General features: G+C 45.1%; 8 protein-coding genes. 6 read left to right on the top strand and 2 right to left on the bottom strand.

Features of this window, described 5'->3' with window-relative positions:
* The first annotated feature begins 10 nt into the window (after positions 1-10).
* From K1X61_00340 to K1X61_00320, 5 genes are all read left to right on the top strand, one after another.
* On the top strand, positions 11-1927 hold the full coding sequence (locus K1X61_00340; GenBank protein MBX7107072.1) for a fumarate reductase/succinate dehydrogenase flavoprotein subunit: 1917 nt from the start codon (positions 11-13) through the stop codon (positions 1925-1927).
* Between the two features lie 72 nt (positions 1928-1999).
* A complete protein-coding gene (locus K1X61_00335; GenBank protein ID MBX7107071.1) occupies positions 2000-2749 on the top strand; it encodes a succinate dehydrogenase/fumarate reductase iron-sulfur subunit in 750 nt (249 codons plus the stop codon).
* 175 nt (positions 2750-2924) lie between these two features.
* Positions 2925-5618 (top strand): gliding motility-associated C-terminal domain-containing protein, encoded by a 2694-nt coding sequence (locus K1X61_00330; GenBank protein ID MBX7107070.1) that lies wholly within the window; start codon positions 2925-2927, stop codon positions 5616-5618.
* A gap of 131 nt (positions 5619-5749) precedes the next feature.
* Entirely contained in the window at positions 5750-6337 is a 588-nt protein-coding gene (locus tag K1X61_00325) for a riboflavin synthase (GenBank protein ID MBX7107069.1), read from the top strand.
* A 97-nt stretch (positions 6338-6434) separates the two neighbouring features.
* The gene (locus K1X61_00320; GenBank protein ID MBX7107068.1) at positions 6435-6944 is read left to right on the top strand and encodes a YkgJ family cysteine cluster protein; all 510 of its coding nucleotides are present in this window, start codon (positions 6435-6437) and stop codon (positions 6942-6944) included.
* A gap of 25 nt (positions 6945-6969) precedes the next feature.
* Here K1X61_00320 and K1X61_00315 read toward each other — a convergent pair whose 3' ends face one another.
* Both K1X61_00315 and K1X61_00310 read right to left on the bottom strand, forming a co-directional pair.
* On the bottom strand, positions 6970-7986 hold the full coding sequence (locus K1X61_00315) for a DUF4421 domain-containing protein (protein MBX7107067.1): 1017 nt from the start codon (positions 7984-7986) through the stop codon (positions 6970-6972).
* Positions 7987-8250: 264 nt separating this feature from the next.
* The gene (locus K1X61_00310) at positions 8251-11226 is read right to left on the bottom strand and encodes a GH92 family glycosyl hydrolase (GenBank protein MBX7107066.1); all 2976 of its coding nucleotides are present in this window, start codon (positions 11224-11226) and stop codon (positions 8251-8253) included.
* A 708-nt stretch (positions 11227-11934) separates the two neighbouring features.
* On the opposite strand from K1X61_00310, the gene K1X61_00305 reads away from it, so the two are divergent.
* The gene (locus K1X61_00305; protein MBX7107065.1) at positions 11935-19734 is read left to right on the top strand and encodes a hypothetical protein; all 7800 of its coding nucleotides are present in this window, start codon (positions 11935-11937) and stop codon (positions 19732-19734) included.
* Positions 19735-19744 lie beyond the last annotated feature (10 nt).

Here is a 19744-nt window from a genome sequence, read left to right as displayed (position 1 = left end):
TTCGTCCGCAATGGCTTTAGATGCAAAAATTCCTGCTGGTCCGCTGGAAAATAAATGGACAAATTACCGCTCAACCGTAAAGCTGGTGAGCCCTGCGAACAAGCGGAAATTAGATGTGATAGTGGTTGGTACCGGCCTCGCCGGTGCATCGGCAGCGGCATCACTGGCAGAACTTGGTTACAATGTAAAGGCTTTTTGTTTCCAGGACAGCGCGCGGAGAGCGCATTCCATAGCTGCACAGGGTGGAATTAACGCAGCGAAAAACTATCGTAATGATGGTGACAGTATCTATCGCCTCTTTTATGATACGATCAAAGGTGGCGATTACCGTGCCCGCGAAGCCAATGTCTACAGGCTGGCTGAAGCAAGTGTATCTATAATTGATCAGTGCGTGGCACAAGGTGTTCCTTTTGCACGTGAATATGGAGGCCTGCTCGATAACCGCTCATTTGGCGGCGTACAGGTATCCCGAACCTTTTATGCCCGTGGCCAAACAGGCCAGCAGTTGCTCATTGGTGCATACCAGGCCCTGGAAAGACAGGTCGGATTGAAGAATGCCACGCTGTATACCCGTCATGAAATGCTGGAAGTGGTGATAAAAAACGGGAAAGCTGCAGGCATCATCGTGCGCGACCTGGTAACTGGCGAAATTCAACGGCATGGTGCGCATGCTGTGGTACTTGCCACAGGCGGTTATGGCAATGTTTTCTTCCTTTCCACCAATGCGATGGGCTGTAATACCACAGCCATCTGGCGTGCTTATAAAAAAGGAGCTTACTTCGGGAATCCTTGTTTCACACAGATTCATCCTACCTGCCTGCCGCAGCATGGCGACTATCAGTCGAAGCTCACGCTTATGAGTGAGTCATTGCGCAATGATGGCAGAGTGTGGGTGCCGAAAGCCAAAGCCGACAAACGTAAAGCGGCAGATATTCCCGAAGCGGAACGCGACTACTACCTCGAGAGAAAGTATCCTTCATTTGGCAACCTTGTTCCGCGTGACATTGCATCACGTGCTGCCAAAGAAGTTTGTGATGAAGGCCGTGGCGTTGGCGCAACTGGCCTGGCAGTGTTTCTTGATTTTGCAGATGCCATAAAACGACTTGGCAAGGAAGTGGTGAGTGCGCGGTATGGAAACCTGTTTGAGATGTATGAAAAAATAACGGGTGAAGATCCCTACACTACGCCGATGATGATTTATCCTGCTGTGCATTATACCATGGGTGGCCTTTGGGTGGATTATAACCTGATGACTACCATTCCGGGTTTGTATGCAACCGGCGAATGTAATTTCTCCGACCACGGAGCAAACAGGTTAGGCGCTTCTGCGCTGATGCAGGGACTTGCCGATGGATACTTTGTGTTGCCCTATACGATTGGCGAATACTTGTCCGGCGAAATTTTATCCGGAAAAATTGATACGGGCAGCAGTGAGTTTGCCGAAGCGGAAGCAGCTGTTAAGCAACGTCTTTCTGCTTTCGTGAATAACAAGGGTTCAAAGCCGGTAGATTATTTCCATAAGCAACTGGGAAAAGTGATGTGGGACGACTGCGGCATGGCGCGCAGCCGTGAAAGCCTCATGAGGGCGGCCACGGAAATCGCCAAAATAAAAAGTGCTTTCTGGAGCGATGTGCGCGTTCCGGGATCGGAAAACGAATTGAACCAGGAGCTCGAGAAAGCATGTCGCGTAGCTGATTTTATTGAGCTTGGTCAACTCATGGTACAGGATGCGCTGAACAGGGAGGAGAGTTGCGGCGGCCATTTCAGAACAGAGTACCAGACGCCTGAAGGCGAAGCGATGCGCCGTGATGATGCATTCATGTATGTGAGTGCATATGAATTTAAAGGGGATGATATGCCGGCCGAACTGCATAAAGAAGAATTGAAATACGAAGTGGTGCATCCGACACAGCGGAGTTATAAGTAGTTGTAATTGTTCAATCATAAAATTTTTTAATTGCTGGCGCTTCAGGCCATTAACCTTTCAACGATATCCACTATGAAATTAACCCTCAGAGTCTGGCGCCAGAAAAACCGTGATGATAAAGGCGGTTTTGAAACTTATCAGCTTTCCAATGTAGATGAGCATGCTTCTTTCCTCGAAATGTTTGATGTATTGAATGATCAGCTGATCAATGAAGGAAAGTTGCCGGTGGCATTCGATCACGATTGCCGGGAAGGCATTTGCGGAACCTGCAGCATGGTGATCAATGGCCGTCCTCACGGACCGATGAGCACTACAACTACCTGTCAGCTGCACATGCGGCACTTTAAAGATGGCGATACCATCACGGTAGAGCCGTGGCGTGCAAAAGGGTTTCCTGTGCTGCGTGACCTTGTAACCGACCGTTCCGCTTTCGACCGTATCATCGCTGCAGGTGGGTTTATCTCTGTCAATACCGGTCAGTCACCTGATGCAAATGCCATCCTGGTAGAAAAGGAAAAATCAGATCTTGCCTTTGAAGCGGCCGCCTGTATTGGTTGCGGAGCATGTGTAGCAGCCTGCAAAAATTCATCAGCCATGTTATTTGTCGGCGCTAAAGTATCACATCTTGCCTTATTGCCGCAAGGCGAACCGGAGCGCGGACAGCGCGTGCTGAATATGGTGAAACAAATGGACCTCGAAGGATTCGGAAGCTGTACGAATACACTGGCTTGCGAAGCCGAATGTCCGAAAGGAATTTCTGCCATGAATATTGCACGCCTCAACCGCGAGTATCTGTGGGCAAGCCTTACTGAAAACAAGTAAATATTATTTAAGCCGGTTTGACAGCGGAATGCATATTGGTTTCTTGCAGTTTGGTTTTATAATGGCACCCTTGAACAGTCTGCCGTCACTGATATACCAGTAATTAATTCCAACCTGTTTGCGCTTCATGCAGCTTCTAAAATAGTTGTAATTTGCAAGACTACACCGGAAATTCATGGGCAGTAATTTCATCTTATCAGGCAGGGGTATACTGAAATCCGTCTTTTCATTTCTTCTATGTCTGGTTTTCATTTCAGATGCAAGTGCAACGCATAACCGCGCCGGAGAAATTGTCTACAGGCACCTTTCCGGCTTTACCTACGAGGCAACAATCATTACATATACTAAAGAGAGTTCTGTGGCAGCCGACAGAGACAGTCTCGAGATTGTCTGGGGCGATGGCACCCGCGATACACTGGCACGTACCAACGGAGGCGGCAATGGCGTCTACATAGGCAACGACATAAAATACAATGAATATACCGGTGTTCATACTTATCCGGGAATGGGCGCTTATGTGTTGTCGATGACAGATCCGAACCGTATTTCCGATATCATCAATATCAATGGCGGTAATTCAGTAAACGAACCATTTTATATCGAAGACACGCTGAAGATTCCTGACCCGCAGTTTTATGCATTTAACAGCTCACCTGTTTTATTAAATCCGCCGATTGACTTTGCGAATGCCTTTCAGACTTTTATTCATAATCCGAATGCATATGACCCTGATGGCGACAGCCTGACTTTTGATTTTATTGTTCCCAGGAAGGGTGCAAGCCTTCCCGTGCAGAACTATGTTGATCCGGATCAGATTCCCGGAACACCGGCAGGTCAGTCATTCACTATTAATCATGCTACCGGTGAAGTGGTCTGGAGCACACCTATTTTCTGCGATATATACAACTTCGCAATCCTTATCAGGGAATTCAGAAAGGGCATTTGTATCGGCACCATGGTGCGCGACATGGAAGTGATTGTAAACTGTACAAACAACAATCCACCGGTGGTGGAAGAAGTTTTTGATACCTGCGTAATTGCAGGCAGTAAGTTAGAACTGGAGGTAACAGCGACAGATCCGGATTTTGGCCAGCATGTTACCATGACTTCCAATGGCGGCCCCTATGAACTGGCCATCAGCCCTGCCACTTTCAGCGCGGTTTCAGGGGAAGGAGAAGCCGTTGGCAATTTTACATGGAATACAACGTGCGATCATGTCAGAGGGCCATTTTACCAGGTGATATTTAAGGCGCAGGACAGCTATTCGATTCCCCTCGTAGATTTGAAAAACTGGCTTATTACTGTTGTTGCACCGCCACCGCAAAATGTGCAGGCAATACCGGCAGGAAATGATGTGATTGTAAGTTGGGAAGAGCCATATTCCTGTGCTGCTACAGCGCGTTTCATAGGTTTTTCCGTTTGGAGAAAGGAAGGCAGTAATCCATTTACGGCCGGCAACTGCGACGTAGGTTTGAATGGTAAAGGGTATATAAAAATCGCAGAACATCTTCCCGGTTATCAGTACACAGATGAAGGTGCAGACCGGGGTAAGTTGTACTGTTACCGGATACTGGCAGAGTTTGCAGATAAAACACCTGAACCTGCCGGCTTCTACTATAACAATGTGGAGAGTCTTCCTTCTGCAGAAGCATGTGCGCAACTGCTGAAAGAAGTGCCGGTGATAACGAATGTAAGTGTAACGTCCACTTCCGCAAGCAATGGTACGATGTACATCGCATGGTCAAAACCAAGTCCGCTTGACCTGGACACGCTGCAGAATCCCGGGCCCTACAAATATGTTATCTGGCGTTCGGCAGGATTGCCGGGCGGACAAATGCAGCGTATTGACTCATTCACTGCGGCTACATTTGGTACGCTGACTGATTCCACTTATGATGATGCAGGATTGAACACGCTCAGTAATCCATATACCTATAAAATCGGCTTTTACTCAAATGGTAATTTCATAGGAGAAACGGAACTTGCTTCCAGCGTTTTTCTGAATACTACTGGTATTGATAATGCTGTCTTGCTTGACTGGACATTGCAGGTTCCCTGGCAAAATACTTATTACGTGGTTTATCGTAAAAATGCGGTGGGCATTTTTGATTCAATTGGTGTCAGCACTTCATTGAGTTATGCCGATGATTCACTGGCCAACGGCATTGAGCAATGTTATTATGTGAAAAGTGTGGGCAGCTATTCCGCTCCCGGCTTTATTGACCCTATCCTCAACCTCTCTCAGCGTGTTTGCGATGTTCCTGTTGATACGATAGGCCCATGCGCGCCGGTGCTTGCCATCAGTAATCTATGCAACACCGATAATTTCTCACTAACCGGTTTTTCCAACCTATTGTCATGGACTAACCCGAATAACAGTTGCGCAGATGATGTAATCTCATTCAAGGTATATTTCGCGCCAACTGCCGATCAGCCATTGACCTTGCTAGCTGCTCTGAGTGATACTTTTTTCATCCATACACAGGAGGATGCGATAGCCGGTTGTTATGCAGTGGCAGCTGTTGATTCTTATGCCAATGAGGGCCCGCAGTCGAATGTAGTGTGTGTGGAGAACTGCCCGGTGTATGAGTTGCCTAATGTTTTTACACCAAACGGCGACGAAAGAAATGACCTGTATCATCCGTTCCTGCCCATTCGCTTTGTTGAGAAAATAGACATAAAGATCTTTAATCAATGGGGCACGCTGGTTTATCAAACCACTGATCCGTTTATCGGCTGGGATGGCAGGGATATGAAAACAGGCAAGGAGGTGGCCGCAGGCACTTACTATTATGTTTGTGACGTGTTTGCCGGCGGTGATATAAAAGCATTGCCTACGCTGAATGGTTATATTCATCTGTTCAGGTGATATTGCAGTAACGCTGTAATTTCATCATCATGCAGATGCACAAAACTAATTACTGCTGTCATGATGATGGATCAGCTACCTGCGGGAATAGTGATTGAATAAACTTCATCACAGTAAAAATTAAAATCAGCATGTTTACAGGCATTATTGAAACGACGGGACATATCGCAGCTATTCAACGGGAGGACGGAAATATCCATTTCACACTGGAATCAGCGATCAGCCATGCATTGAAGGTTGATCAGAGTGTATCACATGACGGAATTTGCCTTACCGTTACAGCAGTGGATGGCAATCGTCATATAGTAACTGCAATCGATGAAACACTGCAACGGTCGAACCTGCGGAATCGAAAGGTAGGAGATGAGATTAACCTGGAACGTTCCATGCTGATGAACGGAAGACTGGACGGACACCTGGTACAGGGTCATGTGGATGAACTGGTGGAATGCGCGAAGGTGGAGGAAAGAGAGGGCAGCCGTATGTATACCTTCATGATCAGCGAAGCAAAAAGCCGGTTGCTGGTGGAGAAAGGTTCAGTTTGTATAAATGGGGTGAGCCTTACGGTGGTCAAAGCATCCAAAAAGAAATTCTCGGTGGCCATCATTCCATATACACTTGAACATACCACCTTCAAGGATTTAAAAGAAGGCGATCAGGCTAACATTGAGTATGACATCATCGGCAAGTATGTTGCGCGGTTGTTGAAGCGGGACTGATATCCTGCTAAACATTGTAAGAGGTCACAATGTTGATGGATGCCGTCACTCACTACAACCATTCCATTTATATACCTTTGCGCGCGATAAAAATACGATGGCAACAACAGCGAAATTCAGAAGACTGATTGAAAAAGTAAAGCAACAGGCAAAAGTGCAGCGGCGAAGTAATAAGAAGCTCTTTGATCGTTTCAAGACTGATAAACCCAAAGGCCTTGATAAAGCATTTAAGGCGGTTAACGACGAAGTGTTTGCACATACCAATTGCCTTGAATGTGCCAATTGCTGTAAGATAGCGCAGCCGGTATTTGAAGCTGCAGATATAAGGCGCATTGCCCGGCATTTTAAGATGACGAAAGAAGCATTCATTAAAAAGTATCTTAAGCCGGATCCGGACTATGAATATTTTACAAAGACGTTACCCTGCACTTTTTTAGGCGACGATAATAAATGTTCAATCTATGAAGTTCGCCCAATGGGCTGCAGAACCTATCCGCCTGCAAAATTGAGGCTGTCGCCGGAACAGCTTGATGTAATATTTGAAAATATCGGTATCTGCCCGGCCGTGAGTGAAATGGTGGATAAGATAAAGGCGAAGTTCGGATAACCGTAACAGCGGCCCGTAATATTCATTAATGCAGGCGATAGCCGAAAACCAGTTTTACTTTACCCAGGTCTTCCTGGAAATGGTTTTTGTGATTAAGATTGATCAGGCTTTGATCATTCACCAGTGAAAGAATGCTGTATATTTTATTTCCGCTGTATCCGAATCCACCCCTGGAGATTACTTTGAAAGAAACCTTTACCGGATCACCGGCAACATACCATGCATTATCTGCATATACCTCACTGCGGGTGAAGGAAATGCCGGGCGCGATGGACAGTGTAAGAAACAAGTGCAGTGGAAAAACAAAGGTGTAGCCATATCCTGCGCTCAGTCCGAGATTGAAAATATTCAATTGGTTAAGCTCTCCATGGTCTTCAAAAAAAGCTGACCATCCGACAGGCACTATGCTGCTGTCGGCATGCAGGTTGAAGGAATTGAAGTTGACACCTAACAGTGCACCTCCCGCACTGCGTTTTTGTACCTCAGTACCAATCAGCGATGCGAACGTCATCCTTTCGGAATTGAAAAGGAAATGATAATCTGCGCCAACATTAAAAGCATTGATGTCGGGCCGGAATGGTATCAGTGTATCCGCTGCCGAGGGCAGGATGCCTCCGTTTTCGTAGAGCCAGCCAAACATACCTGTGCTCTGCTGAAGGAATATCTCAAACATGTGCTGCCCGGTATACAATGAACCGATGAAATCAAAAGTTTTGCTTTCATGCGTGTTGTCATCCTGCGGATTATTCGAGAAGGAATAAAAAGCTAAATCAAGGTTGAGCCGGTTGTAAGAAGCACCGCCGCCGATTGCCAGGAACTTGTTGGGTGCATAGCGCAGCGAGGCACCGGTTGAACCGCTGTACAACCTGAATTGCTGATACTTTGAAATAGTATACAGCCTGATAGACCATTTGGACGGCGAGCGGTTTAGGTAAGCGGTGTCATAAACAATCGTGGTGGGTTTGAATCGCGGCAACTGTGCAACCACCGGTAACGTGGATTGCATGGCAAAGCAGAGCAGGAGTAACAGAAAAAACCTCATAAACTGTTTTACTAAATGGTGCTGCATGTTCGCTTCAATGCATTGATTATTCAATTCAAATTATTCATGCAATCTGCAGGAAGTTACGCCCGATGCTGATTTTCATTCAATGAAACTTCATCCCACCCTGCAGTCCATGCTTACTTATCACCTTCTTATTGATTTTCAATATGTCGTTCAGTACAGTCTGTAAATGTAAGATATCATGCCCTTGGTTATTATGACCTGATAAGATAATTATCAGCACCGCGTGCAACGGGTTTCTCAGCGAATAAATAGTTCATCACAAAAAATCCAGGCATCATTGCCGGCTGACAGGTGTGCTGCAGGCAGCTTGCCGTAGTTATACGCCGTGAATTTCAGAAAGCGGACCTGTTGCGGCGCTCCTTTGGCAATCAGTTGCTTTATGATGGCATTGTTATCCATCGCTGCCACATCATGCCGTGCCATGGCGAACGGTGAAAATGCGATTCCGTCTGTAGAAACTTCAACCTCCAGCGCCGATGGCAACAGGATCCATGCCTGCTGCGTTTGCAGAAACTCCGCGCCTGCAGCGGTGACGGTTTGAATTTTTCCCAGGTCAACGATAACCTGCATATCCTTGCCCCACCATCCCTGCCAGGAACCATTTTTAAAATTGCTGTTGCCGGTTTCCCCGTCTATTAATGCAAGGTCACTACCTCCGTTATATTGCGGATCGTAACGGGTCAGGTAAGAAATCTGCCATGCTGTTTCAATCTTTGTAAAATGCGCCGTCACTGCTTTGCTCATGGCACCATTACTGCCGGCGGCAATCGCCTGCACAGTTGTATTATCCCGTATCGTGAATGGTTTTACATAAGGCGTAGATTTTTTTCCGGGATGGGTATTGTCTTTTGTGAAAAAGATTTTACTCCCCGGTTCAGCTGACTGCAGGGAAACATTCATCTGCTCCTTGAATGACTTGTCTGCCGCCACAATCTGCGGATTTACTGCAATCTGGTAACCGCTAATACCGGAAGGCGGAGCTGTGATCCAATTTTGCTTAACGGCAGCGGGTTGATTGCCCATTTGGAGACGAACGGTCTTGCCGGTCAGGATCATTGCCTGTGTGATGAAAAAGGTATCAGTTGGTACGCCGTTAACCTTCATAGACTGAATATATATAGCACTGTCATTGCTATGATGCGCTTCAATTGTAAATGTCCGCTGATTATCCAGGTGAATCCTGATGGTATCAAAGAGAGGCGTGCCGAGAGCGTAATCGGGTTGGCCCGGTGTAACGGGATAAAATCCCATGGCACTCAGCACATACCAGGCACTCATCTGCCCGCAGTCTTCATTGCCGATGAGCCCATCCGGCGCATCATGGTACATGGTATTCATGATCTTATGTGTCAGCGTTTGTGTCTTCGCGGGATTACCGGCATAGTCATACAGGTAAGCCATGTGATGACTCGGCTCATTGCCGTGTGCATATTGTCCGATCATGCCGCTGATATCCGGCTGTTCTCTGCCAGAAATATTTGTGGAAGCGGAGAAAAGTGCGTCTAAGGCAGCTTCAAAATTTTGTGCACCCATCATCTTCTTCAGACCGTCAATATCCTGCGGCACTGCAAACCGGTACTGCCATGCATTCGCTTCGGTATAATTAAAATTCACTTCAAATGGATCAAAGGGTGAAATGAAATTCCCGTTTTTCCTGGGCCGCATGAATCCGGTGGAGGGATCAAACAGATTCTTCCAGTACTGTGCGCGTTGCAGGTAGGCGCGGTAAGCAGCAGTGTCATTGATCTTTCGCGCCATTTGCGCGATGCACCAGTCGTCATACGCATACTCCAGCGTTTTGGAAACAGACTCTCCTTCGTCTGACACACTGATGCAGCCGTTTTCCCGGTAGGCGGATAAACCGAAAATATCCTGGCTGGCACTGCCTTTCATTGCAGTGAGCGCCTGCTGATAGTCGAAAGTTTTAATCCCTTTAGCGGCGGCATCCGCAATAACGGAAACGGCATGGTAACCAATCATGCAATCCGTTTCATTGGCAGCCAGTTCCCACACCGGTAATCTTCCCGACTGTTCATATTGCAACAGCATAGTCTGGATGAAGTCACCCGTTTCTTTGGGCGCAAGGATGGTAAGCAGCGGATGCAAAGCCCTGTAGGTATCCCACAATGAAAAAACGGTGTAATAGGTAAGCCTTCCATTATGCACCTTACCGTCTCTGCCACGATAGTTTTTGTCCACGTCATTATAGGTATTGGGTGCAATCATGCAATGGTACAGTGCCGTGTAAAATATTTTCAGCTGTGCAGGCGAGCCGCCTTTCACCTCAATTTTGCTGAGCTGCTGATTCCAGGTGGCATCGGCATTCCTCCGCACCTGTTCAAAATCCCACATGGGAAGTTCCCGCTCCAGGTTGTTGCGCGCACCTTGCATGCTTACGGCAGACAATCCCACCTTTGCTGAAATGATTTCACCGTAGGCTGTATTAAATTGAAAGAAGGCCTGCAGGTTTTTTGATGAATGTTCCTGATCTGTCAGCAGGGAGCCTGCCGGCAGCAGTGCGCCATTATCGGAAATGCCGTAACCATTAAACTGTTTGGAGAACTCAATCGCAAAATAGATCACCTGGTTTGCTGCCCATCCTCTCGACTGCCGCATACCTTCCACATGCCGCTCATCAATTACTTTCAGGGAAGAGGTAACCACCTCATCACGGTGGGCGAGGTCGAGGATGATGTTCGACTGGTCTGATTTCGGGAAGGTGTATTTATGCATGCCTGCCCTGACGGATGCCGTCAGTTCCACATCAATGTTATCGTCATCGAGATGAACGGCATAGTAACCCGGCGATGCCGATTCGCGTGCATGGGAAAAATGAGCTGCATATCCCGCTTTGTAAGATCCGTTTTTCAGGGGAGTCAGTACGGGATCACCCAGTGTTGGCATCAGCAGAATATCGCCGTAATCGCTAACGCCTGTGCCGCTGAGATGGGTATGCGTGAAACCGTAGATGATGGAATCGCTGTAATGATATCCGCCGCAGCCGTCCCAACTGCCGTCAATACGCGTGTCGGGCGACAATTGCACCATGCCGAAGGGAAGCGTTGCACCGGGAAAAGTATGGCCGTGGCCGCCGGTGCCGGTGAACGGATTTACGAATGAGGTAACGGAAGATTGCGCAAGTGAAAGCTGCGGGCACAAACCAATGGCCAGCATAAAAACCTTCAGACAGGAGTGGGATGTTTTTCTTTTCACGGGCTTGAAAATAGGTAAAGGGTGAATTTCAAGAAATAAAATGTGTGCTCCAAATGTTTGGGGAGGTTGGAGGTTGGCGGAAAAAGATAAATCGGTTGTGCAGCACTGATCATTTTCAGATAAAAATGTCTCGGCCGTTGTGTGTCACGGTTGACATATCAAATGATTCTTGTGATAGTTGTTAGCAGAGTTCCCGTGGATCGGATTTGGCTCCATGAGAAACTGGTGGGCGGATCAAAGTATACACTACATGTTTGCACCGTGCCGTGACTAAATCTGCCATAGAAAATAAATTAGGTAATGACGTTCTAATCCGTTTTATCGGAAAAGTCATTCAGTTCTGCAAACGGCGCCAAGATTTCTTTCATGCGGAAAGCTTCTAATTGCAACATATTTACGCGTCATACAAGCAGGGGATATTTTGATAAACTATTTCCGTTGCATAAACCTGTCCGGCTCATAAGCAAGATACACTCTGCAGTACGCAATCAATATGACTGTTGCAGATTGGTGACCTTATTATCGCAGTAACAAACCCACACTGCATTTTTATACGCGATAAATAGCTAGGTGCCCTAAACACATGGCACAACAATATAGCTGCATTGGATTTTCCTCGTAAAATCATCTCTTTTGATTATTGTCATTAGCTATGCATGAAGATATCTTTGAAGTTATTATTTAATATCTGGTAACTGTATTTATTATATGCTGCGATATCACAGATTAACCCTGCTGCTTGTTGCTTCCCTGTTCAATCTTTCGCTATACGGACAACCTGCCGATCCATTGAACATATCCGTTATTCCTCCGTCGCCTACTGCAGCGGCACTTGCGCAATATGCGCTCACGCCGGTCAACCTAAGTTCCGGGATTCCTTCCATAAATATTCCACTCTATGAAATCGCCGATCATGATGTGAAACTTCCAATTTCGCTCTCTTATCATGGTGGCGGTATTAAAGTTGGAGAAATAGCATCATGGGTCGGTTTAGGATGGTCGCTGAATGCAGGTGGAGTAGTTTCCAGAACAGTCATGGGCCTTCCGGATGAGCGGCCTATAGCAGGATTCATCAGTACTGCCGGGAGTATTTCAGAATTTCCTAATTACAATGCAGCGGAGCAGCATGAATATTTGGAGGATGTTGCAGACCACCATATAGATGCGCAGCCGGACGAATTCTTCTTCAACTTCGCCGGCTATTCCGGAAAATTTGTGATTGATGGAAAAGACGCGGAAGGCGCACTTATTTTCCGGACCATTCCGTATCAGGATATTAAGATCATTGCACCAATACAATTATCTTCTTTCAAATTCATTACACCGGACGGCAGCACTTATGTATTCGATCAAATTGAATTGACAAGAGCCACAACCGTTTGCGAAGGAGGTGTTGAACAGATTGATCAAAATATTCCGTCAGCATGGTATCTGTCATCACTAACCAGCGTCAGTGGCACCGTCATCACTTTTGATTATGCCGATGGTGATATAGCATACTATGCGACCACAAGCGAATCCCGCTTCAATGACCCGTTTTTGTACTGCGCAGATTTTGACACGGAATGTGAGACGCAAATTGAAATTGAATTGAAAAGGTTACAGGCGATAAATTTTTCAACCGGCTCGGTAAAGTTTTATGCAGAAACAGAACGCGAAGATGCGGAATTTGATTATGCGTTATCGAAAATTGAAGTAGTGAACGCAGAAAATGAAATTGTTAAATCTTATGACTTTCAATATCACTATCATCCTGTTGAAGATCAAAATTGCAATACCAGGGAGTGCAAAAGGCTTATGCTGGATAAAATTACGGAGCGGGGTAGCGATGGAATTTCACTACCTCCATACCAGCTTGAATATGACTCCCTTCCCATGCCTTCGAGGAATTCCAAAGCCCAGGATCATTGGGGATATTACAATGGTGCGCTGTCAAATCAGACACTCGTTCCTGCTTATCCCGGTGAGGAATGCCTGTCATTTAACGGTGCTGCCGATGGTGCCAACCGGAATCCCAACACTGAGTTCGCGAAGGCCGCCATCCTTAAGCGCATTCATTATCCGCTCGGAGGTTCTGCCTCCTATACCTTTGAAGGTAACAGGTTCGGCAGATACATGGATGAGTTTGGCATCGATACCTTCGAAGCTAATGAAATTCCGAAAATCATGCTGAGCGCCTTTGCTTCTGCCAACGGCACAAATAGCGCAAAACCGGCGGATACCTTTTTTGTGAATGCAGAACAGTTAATCAGGATATCAACATCGATAGAGCTTGGCAATCCGCCCTGTGAATGCGAGGCTTACGTAGTGCTTAGCAATAGTCTTGGAGAGATACTTTTTGAAAGAGGCACACCGGATGCATATGAAAACTGTATTACACTGACCCCCGGCACTTACTATCTCTATGCTGAAATGCTTGGCTCCGGAACTGGCGCGCATGCCACTATTACAACTTACTATTATCAACTTCTGCAAGACACTGTTAAATCTATGGCAGCCGGCGGGCTGCGCATAAAAGAAGTACATCTGAGAAAATCGAATGAAGATGCAGCAGATGACCAGGTCGTGCATTATTCATACCAAATGGATTCGGATACTGCCAGGTGTAGCGGCTTCCTTATAAGCTCAATAGTTTATGATTATGGTTATACAACCAGGGGATTCAGTGAGTTAGGCGGTGATGGTATGACATGTGATTTCCAGGTGAGAACATCAATTTCCCAATCACCCATTTATTCTTACAATGGTAATCCGGTATTTTATCCGGAGGTTACTGAAGTATTTGGCGACCGTCAAATCAATGGCAGCGGTTCCTTTGGCCGCAAGACCAGTGTTTTCTCATTTGCACCTGATATCGGCAAATTGGCTTATCCATTTGCCCCGCCGAATAGTTATGATTACAAAAGAGGGTTGCTGCTTAACGAGAAGATTTATGATGATCAAAACAGACTTATTACTGAAACATCATCAGAATATGTTTTTGAAACGAATAATCATTTCAATGCCATTACAGGATTAAAGGTGGCCTATTTAATCAATGATCAACTTTATAATGGAATAGGGGCAGATGCATTTCAATTCGCATTTTACAACTATACAACACAATGGGTTCATCTGCGTGAGCAGACGAAGGTGGACTATTTTCACGACGGTACACTGATAACATCAACAACAAGTTATTTCTATGATAACCCTGAGCATATTCAGTTAACCAGAAAGAAAACTGTCCGATCCGATGGTACGGAAGCAACGTTGGTTTGCCGGTACCCTGCCGATTATGCTATTGACAACTATAGCGGCAATGACCCAATGATACAGGCGCTTGATGCAATGCGTGATGCCAGGCATATGCATAATACTGTGGTTGAAAAGTACAGCTACATTCTAACAAAGAAGAGCCCCCTGAAAGCAAATCTGTCAAACCAGGTGTATGGCGGGAGTGACGGGGTTATCACAGGAAGCATTAAAAATGGCATTGCGCTTTCCATAGATAATCCTGAAATCGGTAAATTGAATATGGCAAAAGACACTTTCCTGGTTGCCGGTTCATTAAACAAATTCAAGATAGTTGATGACAAGGTATTATTGGATACCATCTTTCAACTGGATCTGAAGGATGCGCTCATAAAATCATCTTTCACAACGTCGCAGGTAGTCAACAATGTCTTTATCTGCGATGTCAGGTATCGCGGCAGTTTAAAATTTGATTATTACAATAGTCATGCACAGCCGGTGCAGTTTCATCAACCTTATGGAGAAATTACTTCAGTTGTTTATGACGACATTTCAGGCGATGTATCAGCGGTATTCCATAATACTAACTTATATGAGGTGGGTTACACAGGATTTGAAAGCACGTCACAGGGGCAGTTTGTCTATGACCAGGCAAATATTCAAAGCGAGGATCCTTCAGGATTAATGCCAAGGGCTGTTTCAGGAGTGCGCTATTACAACCTGGGTTCAATATCACACTACGTGCCCGAATTGGGTAAATTCATCCTTACATTTTGGTCTACCGTACCTGTAACCCTCTCGGGAACTGGTTATACGGTTGCATCCAGCAGTACGGGTGAAGTAATAGGTGGTTTCACTTACTACCAGTATCAATTGGATTTTTCGGGCAGCGGCTCAGTCCTTATCACCGGAAATGGTAAAATTGATGAATTGCGGTTTTATCCCGTTACCGCATCAGTAACGAGTTATTCCTATAAGCCCCTGGCTGGCATCACAGAGATTTGCGATGAAAACAGCTACATAAGCCATTTTGAATATGATCATCTTAGCCGTTTTCAGTATGCAGAAGATCATTTCGGCAATGCTTTAAGTTTTACAGAATATCATTATCGTGATGAGTCTAATTCCGATGACCTCAATTTTATTCGTAGTGAAACAAGTATACAGGAAGGATTACAAAAAACCGCTCTTTCATCCGCGTCGTTGTCAAATATGCAAAGCCGCAGGTCGATAACTTATATAGATGGTATCGGGCGGCCCTTTCAAAAAGTTGAGGTGGGTTTAAGTCCCCAAGGCAAGGATATTGTAACCTGTATTGAATATGATGCTAATGGCAGGCAGCCGCGTTCTTACCTTCCATATCCTTCCGCCACTTTTCCCGGGCAATACAAAATCAATGCTTTAGCCGATTTGTATAATTATTATGCTGCCGGCACAGAATGCGAACAAACCGAATATCCATTCTCGGAAAAAGAATTTGAAAACTCGCCATTGAACACGGTTCTACGGCAAGCCAGCCAGGGTGAATCATGGAGTTTGGGATTTCATAATGTCCGCTTCAGCTATCGCGCGAATTATCTGAACGAGGTACGACTGTTCCTTCTAAATGAATCTGCCGGTAGCTGGTCGGGTAATTCCTTTTATGCACCCGGAACGTTGCTGGTGACCGAAACAACAGATGAAAATGACAATGTGCATGTTTCCTACCAGGATAATAATGGCAAGGTTATTATGGAAAAGCATCCTGCGAAAGTTAACTCCGGTACTGTACCGAAAACATTTGACTACGCAATTACATGCTATGGTTATGATGATCTCGAAAGATTACAATTGGTTATTACGCCGGAAGGATACAATAAGATGGTTGCAGCCGGTAATTTTGCTGTCAAACAGTCCGACGATGTGTGGAATTTCTTTTGTCAATACAATAAGCGGGGATTGGTATATGCAAAAAAAATGCCCGGTATTGATTGGAATTATTTGGTATATGATCAATTAAACAGGGAAGCACTTTCCCAGGATCCAAATCTCAGAACTTCGGGTAAGTGGATGTATCATAAGTTTGATGCATTTGGAAGAATGATCTCTTCCGGCCTAACAACAATCGCCGGCAAAACCTATCTTGAATTACAGGATGATCTGTGGCAACCCGCTGTAATATGCCACGAATCGATGGCTGCATCTTCGAATGGATATACTAATGTTTCATTTCCTACCACATTGCTGGAAGAATTATCCGTAAACTATTATGACCATTATGATTTTAACGATGATGGAAATGCAGATTATAGCAGCTCGTCAAACCAGGTGGCAAGGTCGAAAGGCAAAATTACCGGCCAATTCAACATTGTGATTGGATCAGCACCAGCTATCATTGAAAAAACAATTCCTTTCTATGATTACCTGGGAAGAATAATTGAGACAAAGGGTAACAATCATGAAGGTGAAGCGGAAAGTGAATCCTTTGTATATAACTTTTCTGGCGATGTGCTGCAACAGGAACGTATACACCATTATAGCTATGTACCGTCAGGCGGCGGACTGGGCTACAATACGGATCTGATTCGGAAGACGAGGAATGAGTATGATCATGCCGGTCGTTTGAAGAATACGTATCTGCAGGTTAATGAAGAGCTTGAGATCTGGACTGGAAGTTTCAGTTATAATGAACTGGGACAAATGATAAAGCGTAAACTCCACAATAGTTTATTAGGTATCATGCCGGTAGCTATTCAAAAATCAATGCAAACAATAGACTATAAATACAATATCCGGGGCTGGCTTACCACAGTGAATGATATTGATGATGTTAAGGAAAACGGTGACTACTGGGGAATGGAATTGCATTATAATGACGGATATCCTTTGCTTGATGCAGAGGCACAATATGGCGGTAATATTGTATGGATGGCATGGAAAAGCTGCCGTGACGAGGGCACCCGCATGTATGGCTTTAACTATGATCCGTTGAACCGTTTGGTAAAAGCTAAGTATGGAACGGCGTCAAATGCAGGTATTACGGAAACGGATCACTATACGGTTGATGGATTGTCATATGATGAAAATGGAAACATTGAAGGTATGAAAGTTCATGGTGCAGTGTCGTGTAATGCACAAACGTCACTTTTCGAATATGGCGTAACAGACGATTTGAATTACAGTTACAACGGTAATCAGTTAAAATCGGTTTCGGACAACGTCCCATTGGTTGGCTGGGGCAATAGCCTCGATTTTAAGGATGTTCCAGGTGTAACAGACTATGCATATGATGCGAACGGCAATATGTTGAATGATGCAAACAAGTCAATAGACATCAGTTATAACCATCTGAATCTTCCTTCATTGTTTATGAAAGCGGAGGATCATTTAAAAGTTACGTACAATGCAAATGGTGAAAAGAGGAAAGAGGAAATTACAGAGAATCTACAGGTACATGCAACCGGTTATTTCGGTGATATTATCCATGAGGATGGCAGGCCAAAGCGTATTCTTTTTGAGGATGGATACCTGCTGAGAGATACGTCTGAAAACTGGATACCTTATTATTATATCAAAGATCACCTTGGCAATGTAAGAGTTGTATTTAAAGGTCAGCAGCTGACCTGGACCAATAGCAATCTGACCTTTGAAATAAATGCGAATGAAGAGGGTGCTGAATTTCCCAAATTTAAAAACGTAAGTACCGTCCGTAATGAAGAAGTTGCGTTACAGGGAAATTGGTCGGGTAAATTATCTGATATGGATGGTCCCTACACAGACGTACCTGTTAAGTCGGGGGATACGTTACAACTGTCTGTGTATTATTACTATGCTGAAAACAATCCACAGAAATCTGCACCATCCCAAGATCATGGTGAGGAAATATTGCGGCCAACATTTAGTCTTGAAATGCAAGATGCACCGCGCAATCCGCACGGAACAGATTTTGGAAACCAGGTCAACAAACCTTCCTTTGGTATTCAATTAAATATCACAGGATTGTCTGCTTTGCTCTCCGGAAAAAAGAAAAGTGCTGGTACTCAACTGAAAACTGATACATCCTTTGCCGTACCTGAGGCTTACATCTTGCTTTCTTTACGGGATACATCCGGGCAGGAAATCAATCAATGGCGTGTAGAAGTTGATACGGGTGGCTACTGGAGTTGTATCGCTGATTCTGTTGGCATTCATGTCCCGGACGGTTCGCAGCAATATCAGCTGCGGGTTTCAATGCACAATGACAGTGAACAGGATGTCTGGTTTGACACCTTGTTGCTGAAGATTGGTCAGCAGACAAACCCCGTAGTACAGGTTAATCATTACTATCCCTATGGAAATCTTATGGCTGATATCAGCTGGCAATCAGAAAATTCTGACACAAACAATTATCTTTATAACAGTAAAGAGTTACATCGTTCTTTGAATCTAAACTTGCTCGATTACGGGGCCCGCTGGTACGACCCACAGGTGGGGAGATGGTGGGTGGTGGATCCTTTAGCTAATGAACCTGAGCAAGTTGACAAAGCGCCTTATGCAGCATTTTGGAATGACCCTGTTATGAACATTGACCCTGATGGAAAATGTCCAAATTGTGCTACAGCTGGAATTGGATCCGTTATTGGTGGTCTTATGGGCGGTGGCATTGAAATATTATCTCAGCTTTATGATTATGGAATTGTAAACAACTGGAATGCTGTAGGTGGAGCTGCTTTGCAAGGCGTTTTGACGGGTGGAACAGCAGGGTTTACAGGTGGAGCAAGTTTATTAAGCATAGGGGCAGTATCAGGTAGTGCAAATGCGATAGGTGGTGCAGCTAATAGAATCATTCAAGGAAAGAGCACAACACTTACTAATGTAGTGGCTGACGCAACTGTTGGAGCTGCCTTGGGTGCTGGTGGGAAGTTGGTTGGCAATGCTGTAAATAGTGGAACTAATAACTTATCAAAATCCGCTAAAGGTAAACTAGGAGAAGCAGTCACTGAAATTAAATATGGAGTTCAAGGTTATAAAAGTGCTGGAAAAGCTGAAGTTCTAACAGGTGGTAAAACATCAACAGGTAGACCTGCGGTTGCAAAGTATGATTTCGATATGATAAATGTTTTTACGGGAGGAAGGTTAACTGTAGAAAGTAAATTTAATAGTTCCACATTAACGCGTAATCAAGTTAGTGCGCGACCACTAGTTACCACCCCTGGTGGGCTAATCATAGATAGAACTACTAGTCAAGGACTAGGCAACATAGCGAAAGCCGCAATTGTTGGAGCAGGTACAGGTGTGGATGCGCAAAAAAAGTAATAAGCAATAA

Source organism: Chitinophagales bacterium, from assembly GCA_019694975.1.
Taxonomy (GTDB): Bacteria; Bacteroidota; Bacteroidia; order Chitinophagales; family UBA10324; genus JACCZZ01.
The sequence above is the reverse complement of the archived record's forward strand: the minus strand, read 5'-3'. Positions and strand labels throughout refer to the sequence as shown.